General features: G+C 43.0%; 12 protein-coding genes. 9 read left to right on the top strand and 3 right to left on the bottom strand.

From position 1 onward, the window contains the following. Positions 1-172 precede the first annotated feature (172 nt). Both ACR42H_RS22910 and ACR42H_RS22905 read left to right on the top strand, forming a co-directional pair. Entirely contained in the window at positions 173-676 is a 504-nt protein-coding gene (locus ACR42H_RS22910; protein WP_113883571.1) for an Lrp/AsnC family transcriptional regulator, read from the top strand. Further along, entirely contained in the window at positions 676-1,851 is a 1,176-nt protein-coding gene (locus tag ACR42H_RS22905) for an aminotransferase (protein ID WP_436373410.1), read from the top strand. Before ACR42H_RS22910 ends, ACR42H_RS22905 begins: the two co-directional genes overlap by 1 nt. Positions 1,852-1,954: 103 nt before the next feature. On the opposite strand, the gene ACR42H_RS22900 is transcribed toward ACR42H_RS22905, so the two are convergent. After that, positions 1,955-2,323: a helix-turn-helix domain-containing protein gene (locus ACR42H_RS22900; protein WP_113883569.1), complete on the bottom strand. Its 369-nt coding sequence runs from the start codon at positions 2,321-2,323 to the stop codon at positions 1,955-1,957. Between the two features lie 277 nt (positions 2,324-2,600). Between ACR42H_RS22900 and yugI the strand changes: the two genes are divergently transcribed. From yugI to ACR42H_RS22885, 3 genes are all read left to right on the top strand, one after another. After that, on the top strand, positions 2,601-2,999 hold the full coding sequence (gene yugI / locus ACR42H_RS22895) for a S1 domain-containing post-transcriptional regulator GSP13 (RefSeq protein ID WP_035332058.1): 399 nt from the start codon (positions 2,601-2,603) through the stop codon (positions 2,997-2,999). Positions 3,000-3,238: 239 nt separating this feature from the next. Further along, on the top strand, positions 3,239-4,663 hold the full coding sequence (gene nhaC / locus ACR42H_RS22890) for a Na+/H+ antiporter NhaC (RefSeq protein ID WP_436373407.1): 1,425 nt from the start codon (positions 3,239-3,241) through the stop codon (positions 4,661-4,663). 137 nt (positions 4,664-4,800) lie between these two features. After that, positions 4,801-5,166: a group I truncated hemoglobin gene (locus tag ACR42H_RS22885; protein WP_113883567.1), complete on the top strand. Its 366-nt coding sequence runs from the start codon at positions 4,801-4,803 to the stop codon at positions 5,164-5,166. 121 nt (positions 5,167-5,287) lie between these two features. Here ACR42H_RS22885 and ACR42H_RS22880 read toward each other — a convergent pair whose 3' ends face one another. Then, on the bottom strand, positions 5,288-6,712 hold the full coding sequence (locus ACR42H_RS22880; RefSeq protein WP_436373404.1) for a sigma-54 interaction domain-containing protein: 1,425 nt from the start codon (positions 6,710-6,712) through the stop codon (positions 5,288-5,290). A gap of 219 nt (positions 6,713-6,931) precedes the next feature. Here ACR42H_RS22880 and pruA point away from each other — a divergent pair, with 219 nt between their 5' ends. The 3 genes from pruA to ACR42H_RS22865 all read left to right on the top strand — a co-directional run bounded on the left by pruA (position 6,932) and on the right by ACR42H_RS22865 (position 11,196). After that, positions 6,932-8,479: an L-glutamate gamma-semialdehyde dehydrogenase gene (pruA, locus tag ACR42H_RS22875; protein WP_436373402.1), complete on the top strand. Its 1,548-nt coding sequence runs from the start codon at positions 6,932-6,934 to the stop codon at positions 8,477-8,479. Between the two features lie 122 nt (positions 8,480-8,601). Further along, positions 8,602-9,801, top strand: coding sequence for an ornithine--oxo-acid transaminase (locus ACR42H_RS22870; protein ID WP_113885006.1), 1,200 nt, complete (start codon positions 8,602-8,604; stop codon positions 9,799-9,801). A 108-nt stretch (positions 9,802-9,909) separates the two neighbouring features. Further along, positions 9,910-11,196, top strand: a complete 1,287-nt coding sequence (locus ACR42H_RS22865) for a Glu/Leu/Phe/Val family dehydrogenase (protein ID WP_436377050.1) — start codon at positions 9,910-9,912, stop codon at positions 11,194-11,196. A gap of 75 nt (positions 11,197-11,271) precedes the next feature. Here the strand turns inward: ACR42H_RS22865 and ACR42H_RS22860 are convergent, their stop codons facing one another. Beyond that, positions 11,272-11,505, bottom strand: a complete 234-nt coding sequence (locus ACR42H_RS22860) for a DUF378 domain-containing protein (RefSeq protein WP_009331627.1) — start codon at positions 11,503-11,505, stop codon at positions 11,272-11,274. A gap of 199 nt (positions 11,506-11,704) precedes the next feature. On the opposite strand from ACR42H_RS22860, the gene ACR42H_RS22855 reads away from it, so the two are divergent. Continuing rightward, positions 11,705-12,868: an iron-containing alcohol dehydrogenase gene (locus ACR42H_RS22855; RefSeq protein ID WP_436373400.1), complete on the top strand. Its 1,164-nt coding sequence runs from the start codon at positions 11,705-11,707 to the stop codon at positions 12,866-12,868. Positions 12,869-12,882 lie beyond the last annotated feature (14 nt).

Raw genomic sequence — 12,882 nt, 5'->3', positions numbered from 1 at the left:
GCCTTCCCCTCCTAGTCCCGGATTTACTTTATTTTCCCCTTAAACTTAATCTTGACACATATGATTTTAAAGAAATTAATAAATAATGAAAGTGACACATTTATTTTCTGCAGATTTTGCTATAATGTAACTATTTTATAGAGTAAATCACTAAAGGATGGGAGCGACAAAGGTGAAATTAACTGAAAAGCAAATAGAGGTTTTGGAAATTTTAGAAAACAACAGTGCGCGAATCCCTGTGGAAGACATTGCGAAAATGGCCGAATTAAGTATGGCGGAAACTGAAACTATTTTAGATAAACTCGAGGAAATGAAAGTGCTTGTGCGTTTTAATTCCGTTATTGACTGGTCAAAAGTCGATGGTCATGAAGGAGTTACCGCTATGATTGATGTGAAGGTCGCTCCAAAGCGCGGAGTGGGATTTGATGAAGTTGCACAGAGAATTTACCGTTTCAAAGAAGTAAGGTCTGTCTATTTAATGTCCGGTGCCTATGATCTTTCTGTCATCATCGAAGGACGTTCCATGAATGAGGTTGCCCGATTTGTATCAGAAAAGTTATCGACCCTCGATTCTGTCTTATCGACAACCACACATTTTATTCTAAAAAAGTATAAGCATGACGGCACTATTTTTGAACAAAGTGAAGACGACAAACGAATTGTGGTGTCACCGTAATGAATGGAACTAAGTCTTATTTATCCAAAACGGTAGAAGAGCTGAAACCTTCCGTGATTCGCCGCTTTTTTGACCTTGCTGCAGGAATGGAAGGAGTCATTTCCCTTGGGGTGGGGGAACCTGATTTCATCACACCATGGTCAGTGCGTGAAGCAGCCATCCTATCGCTTGAGCAGGGATATACATCTTATACGGCTAATGCTGGGTTACTGGAGCTTCGGGAGGAAATCGCAGGATATATGGAGAAAAGCTTCGGCGTTTCTTATTCTCCCCGGAGTGAAATAACCGTGACGGTGGGAGCGAGCCAGGCGCTGGATATTGCTCTTAGGGCGATCCTCGATCCAGGCGATGAAGTAATTGTAATCGAACCAAGCTTTGTATCCTATGTGCCATTAGTGTCTCTTGCGGGCGGTATGCCTGTTCAGGTCCAAACTTTAAAAGAGAATGGGTTTAAGATTCTGCCTGAGCAGCTGGAAAATGTAATCACTGACCGGACTAAAGCCATTATACTTTGTTCACCCAATAATCCGACTGGCACCATGTTAAGCGGAAGTGAACTGGAGGCAGTAGCCCAAATAGCTGAAAGATACGATCTGCTGGTTCTTTCAGATGAGATTTATGCTGAGCTTGCTTATGATGGCGAGTATACGAGTTTTGCCGCAATCAGCGGAATGAAAAAAAGAACCATCCTAATCTCGGGTTTCTCAAAAGGGTTTGCCATGACAGGCTGGAGATTGGGGTTTGTCTGCGCTCCTGAAGCAATTTCCCAGGCGATGCTGAAAATTCACCAGTATGCGATGATGTGTGCGCCCACGATGGCCCAGTTTGCCGCTCTTGAAGCCTTGAAAACAGGCAGATCAGATGTTGAAGATATGAAAAAGAGCTATAGGCGCAGGCGGAATTATTTTGTTCAGTCCCTAAATGAACTGGGATTAACATGCCATGTGCCGGGCGGAGCCTTTTATGCTTTCCCATCTATTAAAAGTACGGGACTTTCCTCTGAAGAATTTGCAGAAAAGCTGCTGCTGGAGGAAAAGGTAGCGGTGGTGCCAGGCAATATTTTTGGGGAAAGCGGGGAAGGCCATGTGCGCTGCTCTTATGCCACATCCATGGAATTGCTGCAGGAAGCAATTAAGAGAATCAGCCATTTCTTAAAGCGAAACCAAAAGGCATAAAAAAAGGACAATCTGCAACAGATTGTCAACTTCAAAAAGGGGGGAATACTAGAAAGCCTTACACTACAAGGCTAACCAGTATTCCCTTTTGATATACTCTCTTTTATAAAACTTTTTGATCATATTTGATTTCAAATAGCATTTGCATGACACGGAGGAAATCTTCCTCGCTGAATTCCTTTGCTTTGCGCAAGATGAGCTTAGCTTTTTTGGTGCCAATTTCACGCACAAGCTGTTCGATTTCATAATCGATTCCTGACTGGCCCTTCTGAAGTTCCTGTTCAAGCAGCTCAGAAGCTGGAATATCGAGGGCGGTTGAGATTTTTAAAACAGTCTGGGTATCAGGAATCTGGTCTCCGTTTTCATATTTTGCAATCGTCCCCGTTCCAACTCTCACTTTCAAAGCGAGCTGCTGCTGGGTTATATTTGCGCGTTCGCGGCAAGCTTTAATGTTATGGCCGATATTTGACATATCCATCACTCCCACTGTCAATTTCTTCTATCTATATTTTATCATGAGAAACGTAAGATCCTCTCTTTACTTCATGAACATTTCGTTAACAAACAAAAAGGATGTGTACATATTGTTTGCGGATTGCTTTATTATAATGAATGGCTGTCATAATTGTTTTATGGGATAAAATGGATGTGAATGCCAACAAATCATTTTTGATATTTTTATGAAGTTATGATATAATTTCTTATTGCGTATAAAGAGATAAAATTTGAATTTAAATAGGAGTGTTTTCATGTCAGAGAAAATCGAAGTAGGCAGTGTCATTACAGGAAAGGTAACAGGTATTCAGCCATATGGTGCGTTCGTGGCATTAGATGAGAATACACAGGGATTAGTGCACATTTCGGAAGTGACTCATGGTTTCGTTAAAGATATCAATGAGCATCTTAAAGTGGGCGATGAAGTAAAGGTGAAAGTGTTATCTGTTGACGAAGCAGCAGGTAAAATTGGTTTATCAATCCGTGCAACAGAAGAAGCTCCACAAGCAGAAGCGAAAGCTAGAAAGCCTCGCAAGCGCCAGGCTGCTCCAATCAAAATGGAAGACGAATCTGCACAGGGATTCAACACACTTAAGGATAAGCTTCAAGAATGGATTGACCAGTCCCAGCGCGAAGATCTTATTAAGAAGTAATAAAATGGATAAACCGGGTTTCCTGCCCGGTTTTTTATTTTCAGTGAGATGCAAAAAATATTTGCTTTCTCATGCAAAATGAGCGGGCGCTCGACAAATTTTTTTGCATGCTCAGCTACATAAGACAGAAGAAATTTATAATTTTTAAGATAAATAGTCTGAAAAATGTTGGAATTTTATATCTTGGCATTAATCTTGCAATAGTAAAACCAACTGCAACTTTAAAAGGAGGAACATACATGCAAGAAACAGGAAAGAAAATCCCTTTCTGGTTTTCAGTGCTGCCGCTGCTGGTGATGATTGCTGCCATGATAATTACAATTGTTAAGTTTGAGGGAAGCCCTCATGTGCCTTTAATTACCGGAACAATTGTATCCGCTTTCATAGCCTGGCGTTTTGGCTATAAATGGAACGATATTGAGGAAGGCTTCTATAAAGGCATTAAGTTAGCGCTCCCGGCTATTCTGATTATTATAATGGTCGGTTTGACAATTGGCTCCTGGATAGGCGGGGGAATTGTAGCGACCATGGTCTTTTACGGTTTAAAACTGATGACGCCATCTATGTTTTTAGTCTCAATTTGTATTATCTGTGCCATTGTCACTCTGGCAATCGGAAGCTCATGGTCTACAATGGGAACGATTGGCGTTGCCGGAATGGGAATTGGAATCAGCATGGGCATCCCGGCTCCAATGGTGGCGGGAGCTATCATCTCAGGCGCCTATTTCGGAGATAAAATGTCACCGCTGTCCGATACGACTAATTTGGCTGCGGGAATCACAGGCACGGATCTTTTTGAGCATATAAAAAATATGTTTTACACAACCCTCCCGGCGCTGGCCATTGCTATTATTGCTTATTGGTTTTTGGGAAGGCAATTTGGCGGGGATGATTTGAATAATGAAAAAATTACTGGTGTCATGAATGTTTTATCAGAGAACTTTATCATCTCTCCTTGGCTTTTACTGGTACCTGTTATTGTTATAGGGTTAGTGGCAAAAAAGGTACCTGCACTGCCTGCGCTTGCGGTTGGTGTTTTCCTTGGCTGGCTATGCCATATTTTTGTCCAGGGCGGTGCTGTGGGGGATGCCGTCAACACTCTTCAGGGCGGATTTTCAATTGAATCAGGCAACACAATGGTGGACGAGCTTTTCAATAGAGGCGGCATTGACGATATGATGTACACCGTGTCCCTTACGATTGTAGCAATGGCCTTTGGGGGAGTTATGGAGCAGACCGGCATGTTAAAAGCCATAGTTGAACAGATTCTGAAATTGGCCCGTTCAGCAAGAAGCTTAGTAGCAACTACCGTACTATCTGCCTTCTTTACAAATGTGGCGGCCGCAGAGCAGTATATTTCCATTCTGCTGCCGGGAAGAATGTACACACAGGCATTTAAGGATAAAAATCTGCAATCCAAAAATCTTTCACGGGCACTTGAAGATGGCGGTACGGTCACTTCTGTTTTTGTTCCATGGAATACTTGTGCAGTGTTTATCATGTCCACACTGGCCGTTCATCCCTTTGAATATGCACCTTACGCGATTTTAAATTTCACTGTGCCAATCCTGGCTATTATCTTTGCCATGCTTGGCTACAAAATAACTTTCATGAGTGATCAGGAACGAAAAGAAATGGAAGAAAAAGATCAAATAGCATCATAAGGCTCCGACCCTTCGGAGTCTTTTGTTTTTTGGGAAAGCGATAGGGTAAAGTGAAGGGGAGAAGTCCCTGTTCCGATTTATGAATAGGGACTTTGATTTAGTCAAAGAATACATTTTGTGTTGAAAGGAGAGATATTATGGCAGAACAGACACTTTACGAAAAAGCAGGCGGAGGAGAAGCCATTGAAAAGGTAGTTGATTATTTTTACGAGGAACTGGTATTAAAGGATCCGACCGTCAATCAGTTTTTTGAGAATACGGATATGACTAAGCAAAAACGTCATCAATCCAAGTTCATAAGCTATGCATTGGGCGGTCCTAATCAATATTCAGGCAATTCCATGGCAAAAGCGCATGAGGGTATGAACCTGCAGCCCGAACACTTTAACGCGATTGCTAAACATCTGCATGATGCGCTTGCTCATTTTGGGGTGAGTGAGAGGGATATCGATGAAGCTTTGACTCGCGTTACAGCTCTTAGGGACGATATTCTATACAAATAAGCTCCCCGGAGGGAGCTTTTCGTTTTTATCTGCCAAAATTAGAATTTAATCGAGATAATCAACTTTTATCGCGAAAAATTCATTATATCTGCGAACCAATTCTTCTAAACCTTGAGAAACATCAATCAGCTGTTTCTTTCCTGACTCCGTATTTTCTTAGCCGGTATTGCAGGTTTTGCCGGCTCATGCCAAGGGATTTTGCGGACTGGGTTATATTATTGCCATGGTGTTTAAGGACTTTCTTTAGATAGTAGGTTTCAGCTTCCTGTATATATTGTTCGAGTGTTTTTATAGGCTTGTTTTTCTGAATAAGCAAATCCTCCAAATGACCGGTTTCGTTCGGTTCCTCCTTGAATTGAGGCTTATTCCGGAAATGAAGAGGCAAATGCACATAGCTGATCGCTTCTTCCTGATCAAGCAGATTCATGGCCCCTTCGATTATATGCTCCAATTCCCGTACATTGCCCGGCCAATCATATTGCTCGAATTTGTTCATTACTTCTTCATCGATTTCCGCTACATTCATCCCAAATAGCTGATTGTATTTTTCTATGAAAAATTGTGCAAGATCCCGGATATCCTTTCTTCTCTCACGCAGAGGCGGAATGAAGAGGGAAACAACACTTAGCCTGTAATATAAATCTTTTCTCATACGGTCTTCTGAGATAGCATCAATCGGGTCTTCGTTAATGGTTGCTATAATTCTAACATCTACTGTCCGGTCTTTCGTATCACCGACCCTTCTGACCGTTTTTTCCTGCAAAACTCTCAAAAGCTTTGCCTGCAGGGATGGATTAAGTGAATTGATTTCATCCAGCAGCAGTGTCCCGCCATTTGCCTGTTCAAACAAACCTGGCCTTTCAATGGAGCCTGTAAATGCCCCTTTTTTTGTACCAAATAATAGACCCTCTATCAGACTGTCCGGAAGAGCAGCGCAATTTTGGGAGATAAATGGTTTTGAAGAGCGGCTGCTGCCATTATGGATGCTTTGGGCAAAGAGCTCTTTCCCTGTGCCCGTCTCCCCGATAATCAGGACAGAAGAACTTGTCCGGGTTGCTCTTTTGCTCGCTTCAATCACTTCATGGATCTCGTCGCTGCTGCCAATAATACTATCGAAAGTATAGCGGGTGTCTCCGCGTTTATTCATATTTTCTCTGATCAGTTTTTCAAGCTTGGTCACATCACGTGCGATTTCCATAGCACCAATCTGTTCACCATCTTCCATAATTGGAAAGGTATTATTGATCGTGGTGATTTCCTGCCCCTTATTGTTAAAATAGGTTTGTTTGGCATTTTTAATTTTGCTGCCATTTTTGAGCGCCTGAAGCAAGGTGCTGTCTTCGTCCTGATTGAAAGAAAATACATCCAGCAGATTTTTATCCAATACATCTTCATAATCCATGCCTTCTATTTGGGCCATTTTTTTATTGTAGAATGTAGTTCTTCCTTCCTCATTCACTACATGGACACCAACGTCAATTTCATCTAATATCCGCTGAAAGAACTTGCTTTTCAATTGGAGCTGTTCAAATTCTCTGTGATTCATTGTAATCTCCTTCACTCGGCAGTTTATTCAATAGTATATACTAATTTGAATATATGCAATGAATATTTGCACCAATAACTATTAGTGATTAAAAAAGAGCAAAAATATTTTGCTTTCAGCTTATAAAAATAGTCATTTATCAGCTTTTCATATTTGGCACACTTCTTGCATTATAAAATGGAGGATGAGAAAACGAATTTATTAAAGGGGGATGGCATCATGGTACAGCCGTACAAACATGAACCTTTCACAAATTTTAAAACAGAAGAAAACCGTGAAGCATACTTACAGGGACTAAAAACAGTCGAAAGCTACTTAGGACAAGACTATGACTTATTAATAGGCGGAGAAAGAATCTCCACTGATGAAAAAATCGTATCCATCAATCCTTCTAATAAAGAAGAGGTAGTTGGCCGTGTTTCAAAGGCAAACCGCGAGCTTGCGGAAAAAGCGATGCAGGCTGCTGTTGAAGCATTCAAAACATGGAGAAAAGTGAAGCCGGAAACACGCGCAGATGTTTTATTCAAAGCTGCTGCGATTATCCGCCGCCGCAAGCATGAGTTTTCTGCCCTTTTAACAAAGGAAGCAGGGAAGCCTTGGAATGAGGCAGATGCTGATACTGCGGAAGCCATTGACTTCCTTGAGTACTATGCACGCCAAATCTTAAAAATCAAAGACGGGGTTCCAGTCAACAGCCGTCCGAATGAATATAACCGTTATGACTATATTCCACTGGGAGTGGGCATCATCATCTCTCCTTGGAACTTCCCGCTTGCGATCATGGCCGGCACAACTGTTGCCGCTATCGTGGCAGGAAACACTGTTCTATTAAAACCAGCTTCTACCACACCAGTTGTGGCTGCAAAATTCGTTGAAGTGATGGAAGAAGCAGGCCTTCCAAAGGGTGTACTAAACTTCGTGCCGGGCAGCGGTGCAGAAGTGGGCGACTATTTGGTTGACCATAAAGACACTCGTTTCATCTCCTTCACAGGTTCACGCGACGTTGGTCTTCGCATCAACGAGCGCGCTTCTAAATTGAACGAAGGCCAAATCTGGCTGAAGCGTGTCATCGCTGAAATGGGCGGTAAGGACACAATCGTTGTAGACAAGGATGCAGACCTTGAATTGGCAGCTACTTCAATCGTTGCCTCTGCTTTCGGATTCTCCGGCCAGAAGTGTTCAGCATGTTCACGTGCGGTTGTAGTAGAAGATGTATACGATCAGGTTCTTAACCGTGTGGTTGAACTGACTAACGAATTAACGCAGGGCAATCCTGAAGACCAGAGCAACTACATGGGTCCAGTGATTGACCAGGGCGCATTTGACAAGATCATGAGCTACATCGAAATCGGCAAAGAAGAAGGCAAGCTGATGACAGGCGGAGAAGGAGACAGCTCGAAAGGATTCTTCATCAAGCCGACTGTATTCGCTGACCTTTCCCCGGATGCACGCTTAATGAAGGAAGAAATCTTTGGACCAGTCGTTGGCTTCACAAAGGCAAAAGATTTCGACCATGCGATTGAAGTCGCCAACAACACCGAGTACGGCTTAACAGGTGCTGTGATCACGCAGAACCGTGAGCACATCCAAAAAGCGCGCGAAGATTTCCATGTTGGAAACTTATACTTCAACCGCGGCTGTACAGGTGCGATCGTTGGATACCAGCCATTCGGCGGATTCAACATGTCAGGAACGGACTCCAAAGCGGGCGGCCCTGACTACATTCTTCTGCACATGCAGGCGAAGACTACTTCTGAAATGTATTAAGATTTGTAAAGGCATGTACGGGATTTTTCATATCCTGTGCATGCTAAAACCCTAAATAGTTTAAAGAAGAATAGCTTAACGTTACAATAAAAAGGACTATTCTGAAAAAGGAGGAATTTTAATTGACTGAAGCGACAAAATCACATTCACTTATCGAACAAACTGAAAAATACGGTGCAAACAACTATCACCCGCTGCCAATCGTTATTTCCAAAGCGGAAGGTGTTTGGGTGGAAGATCCTGAAGGCAATAAATACATGGATATGCTAAGTGCCTATTCAGCAGTAAACCAGGGGCACCGCCATCCGAAAATCATCCAGGCTCTGAAGGATCAGGCTGACCGCGTAACGCTAACTTCACGTGCTTTCCATAACGATCAGCTGGGGCCTTGGTATGAAATAATTTGCGAACTGACAAATAAAGAAATGGCCCTTCCGATGAACACAGGTGCGGAAGCGGTTGAAACGGCAATCAAAGCTGCACGCCGCTGGGCTTATGATGTAAAAGGCGTTGCAGATAACCAGGCAGAGATCATTGCTTGCATAGGTAACTTCCATGGCCGTACAATGACAGCGGTTTCGCTTTCTTCTGAAGAAGAATATAAGCGGGGCTTCGGACCTATGCTTCCTGGCATTAAGCTGATTCCTTACGGAGACCTTGACGCTCTTAAAGAAGCAATCACTGAGAATACAGCGGCTTTCTTAATTGAGCCAATCCAAGGTGAAGCTGGAATTGTGATTCCTCCGGAAGGCTTCCTGAAAAAAGCATATGAAACTTGTAAGGAGAACAATGTATTATTCATTGCAGATGAAATTCAGGCTGGCCTTGCGCGATCCGGAAAAATGTTTGCATGCGAATGGGAAGATGTAGATCCTGACATGTTCATTTTAGGGAAAGCGCTTGGAGGAGGAGTATTCCCGATTTCGTGTGTGGTTGCGAATAAAGATGTTCTTGGGGTATTTAATCCTGGATCACATGGTTCAACATTTGGAGGAAACCCAATGGCTTGTGCCGTATCTGTTGCTTCCTTGAACGTATTGGTTGAAGAAAAGCTGGCAGAACGTTCTCTTAAACTGGGCGAATATTTCATGAGCAAATTAAAAGAAATTAATAATCCTGTCATTAAAGAAGTGCGCGGCCGCGGCTTATTTATTGGTGTTGAGCTGAGTGAGCCAGCCCGAAAATATTGCGAAGAGCTTAAAGAACAAGGATTGCTTTGCAAAGAAACGCATGACACGGTTATTCGTTTTGCCCCTCCTTTAGTCATTTCTGAAGAAGAGCTTGACTGGGCAATTGAAAGAATCAATAAAGTATTAAGCTAATACAATTATACGGACAGTTGGCCCTTGTGTCTGAATTTGTGATGCAGGGCCGCCGGTTATGGAGTATTGCTGTAATTTTCCTAAATATTAAAATCAAGAGGTGCCATGATGGGAGCTGCAGGAGTAGCTGGTAAAGAAGCTGAACAAAAAATGGAAGAGTCTTTAAATTTATTTACTTCAACTCAAGTTGTGATCAAAGAAGCTTTGAACAAGCTCGGTTATGCAGATGAGATGTATGAGCTGCTGAAAGAGCCGCTGAGGATGCTTACGGTAAGAATTCCAATAAGGATGGATGACGGGTCGATAAAAATTTTTACCGGATACAGATCACAGCATAATGATGCGGTAGGACCGACGAAGGGCGGTGTCCGTTTTCATCCTGAAGTAAATGAGGATGAAGTAAAAGCTTTATCCATGTGGATGAGTTTAAAGTGCGGAATTGTGGATCTTCCTTATGGAGGAGGTAAAGGCGGCATCATTTGTGATCCCCGTTCCATGTCAATGGGGGAGCTGGAACGCTTGAGCCGAGGATATGTAAGGGCAATCAGTCAGATTGTTGGCCCTACAAAAGATATACCTGCTCCGGATGTTTATACGAATTCACAGATCATGGCCTGGATGATGGATGAATACAGCCGACTTCGTGAGTATGATTCCCCAGGATTTATCACAGGCAAGCCGCTTGTTCTCGGCGGATCGCAAGGAAGGGAAAAGGCAACTGCACAGGGTGTAGTGATCTGCATTGAGGAAGCTGCGAAAAAGCGCGCCATTTCCATTGAAGGAGCACGTGTGGCTGTTCAGGGATTTGGAAATGCAGGAAGCTTCCTGGCAAAATTCATGCATGATGCAGGCGCTAAAGTGGTCGCCATTTCAGATGCCTATGGTGCTCTATATGATCCAAATGGACTGGATATTGATTATCTTCTTGATAGGCGCGATAGCTTTGGAACGGTAACGACCCTTTTCGATAACACTCTGACAAACGAAGAATTGCTTGAGCTGGAATGCGATATCCTGGTTCCTGCGGCTGTGTCCAATCAGATAACCGCTGCAAACGCCCATAATATTAAAGCTTCCATCATAGTAGAGGCAGCAAATGGCCCAACCACTCTTGAAGCTACAAAAATTCTTTCAGACCGGGGAATCCTGCTTGTTCCTGATGTGTTAGCCAGTTCAGGCGGTGTGACCGTATCCTATTTCGAATGGGTACAGAACAACCAGGGGTACTATTGGACTGAAGAGGAAGTTACAGAAAAGCTGAAAAAAGTGCTTGTTCAGGCTTTCGATAATGTTTACCAGACTTCACAGCAAAGAAAAGTAAATATGCGTCTTGCTGCTTACATGGTCGGCGCGAGAAAAATGTCTGAAGCATCCCGCTTCAGAGGCTGGGTGTAATTCGGTAAAAGGTATATAAATACGGATCAATAAAAAAATCCTTGCACACAATGTGCAAGGATTTTTTGCATGCATTTAACGGGTTGGCCTTGCTTCAGGTTCTCTTTCCAGCTCTTCATTTGGTTTGAAGAGAAGCCCCAGATTGATTAAGCCCGCAATGCCCACAAGACCGTATATTATTCTTGAAAGGGCTGAATCCTGACCGCCAAAGATAGCTGCCACAAGATCAAATTGGAAGAATCCGATTAAACCCCAGTTAATAGCGCCAATAATTGTTAGAACCAGTGCAATACGCTGTATGCCACTCATGATGTTTCCTCCTTGTAGTATAGGTTCATTATTATATTGCTGCACGGAAATAAAAAATATTCATCGTAATAATCGTTATGAGCCATAATGAAAAAGATGATTCTGAGAAACCGGCATATACAATGTTCGCCTTTCGAATCGTACTTTTTGCAATAGCTGAAAGTTTGAAAGATAATGATGTGGAAAAGGAGATGGTGATATGCAAAATTTTACCTTTTATAATCCGACTAAATTAATTTTTGGGAAAGATCAGCTATCCCAATTGCAGACTGAAATCCCGCAGTATGGCAAGAAAGTTCTTGTTGTGTATGGCGGGGGAAGCATTAAGCGCAATGGTTTATATGATAAAGTGAAGGAACAGCTTCATGAAATTGGAGCTGAAATGTTTGAACTATCAGGTGTTGAGCCTAATCCAAGAATATCCACTGTCCGCAAAGGTGTTGAAATCTGTAAAACTGAAGGCATTGATTTCCTGCTGGCTGTTGGAGGCGGGAGTGTAATTGACTGCACAAAAGCTATCGCAGCTGGTGCCAAATATGATGGCGATGCCTGGGATTTAGTCATTAAGAAAGCATTTGCTGCAAAGGCTCTGCCGTTTGGAACCGTTCTTACACTAGCGGCAACCGGTTCTGAAATGAATGCAGGATCTGTCATTACAAATTGGGAAACAAACGAAAAGTATGGCTGGGGCAGTCCTGTGACTTTCCCTAAATTTTCAATCCTTGACCCTGTTAATACGTTCACGGTGCCAAGGGATCAGACGGTATATGGAATTGTGGACATGATGTCCCATGTACTGGAGCATTATTTCCATCTTGAAGAAAATACCGATTTTCAGGATCGCATGTGTGAATCGCTGCTGATTACCATTATGGAAGCAGCTCCTAAGCTCCTTGAAGACCTTGAAAGCTACGAACATCGTGCTGCCATATTATATTCCGGCACAATGGCATTGAACGGTATTCTGAATATGGGCTACCGGGGAGACTGGGCTACGCATAACATTGAGCATGCTGTATCAGCCGTTTATGATATTCCTCATGGCGGGGGTCTGGCCATTCTGTTCCCGAACTGGATGAAGCATAACCTGAACGTGAAGCCTGAGCGATTCAAGCAGCTGGCTATCCGTGTATTTAACGTGGATCCGGCAGGGAAAACAGATGAGGAGACTGCGCTTGAAGGCATTGAAAAGCTTCGTGAATTCTGGAACAGCATTGGTGCACCTTCACGCCTGGCTGATTATGATATCGACGACAGCAAGGTCGAATTGATGGCGGACAAAGCGACTGTCAACGGAGAATTCGGCAATTTCGCGAAATTAAATCATGAAGACGTGGTTTCAATCTACCGCGCTTCTTTATAAATACCAGGGACTCT

This window comes from Cytobacillus sp. BC1816, assembly GCF_051353635.1.
Lineage (GTDB): Bacteria > Bacillota > Bacilli > Bacillales > Cytobacillaceae > Cytobacillus > Cytobacillus oceanisediminis_C.
This window is presented reverse-complemented; position numbering and strand designations above follow the sequence as displayed.

Bases quoted from the DNA above. Each gene is read 5' to 3' on its own strand.
- ACR42H_RS22905 (WP_436373410.1), top strand. From the start codon at position 676: ATGAATGGAACTAAGTCTTATTTATCCAAAACGGTAGAAGAGCTGAAA.
- ACR42H_RS22900 (WP_113883569.1), bottom strand. From the start codon at position 2,323: ATGTCAAATATCGGCCATAACATTAAAGCTTGCCGCGAACGCGCAAAT.
- yugI (WP_035332058.1), top strand. From the start codon at position 2,601: ATGTCAGAGAAAATCGAAGTAGGCAGTGTCATTACAGGAAAGGTAACA.
- nhaC (WP_436373407.1), top strand. From the start codon at position 3,239: ATGCAAGAAACAGGAAAGAAAATCCCTTTCTGGTTTTCAGTGCTGCCG.
- ACR42H_RS22885 (WP_113883567.1), top strand. From the start codon at position 4,801: ATGGCAGAACAGACACTTTACGAAAAAGCAGGCGGAGGAGAAGCCATT.
- ACR42H_RS22880 (WP_436373404.1), bottom strand. From the start codon at position 6,712: ATGAATCACAGAGAATTTGAACAGCTCCAATTGAAAAGCAAGTTCTTT.
- pruA (WP_436373402.1), top strand. From the start codon at position 6,932: ATGGTACAGCCGTACAAACATGAACCTTTCACAAATTTTAAAACAGAA.
- ACR42H_RS22865 (WP_436377050.1), top strand. From the start codon at position 9,910: ATGGGAGCTGCAGGAGTAGCTGGTAAAGAAGCTGAACAAAAAATGGAA.
- ACR42H_RS22860 (WP_009331627.1), bottom strand. From the start codon at position 11,505: ATGAGTGGCATACAGCGTATTGCACTGGTTCTAACAATTATTGGCGCT.
- ACR42H_RS22855 (WP_436373400.1), top strand. From the start codon at position 11,705: ATGCAAAATTTTACCTTTTATAATCCGACTAAATTAATTTTTGGGAAA.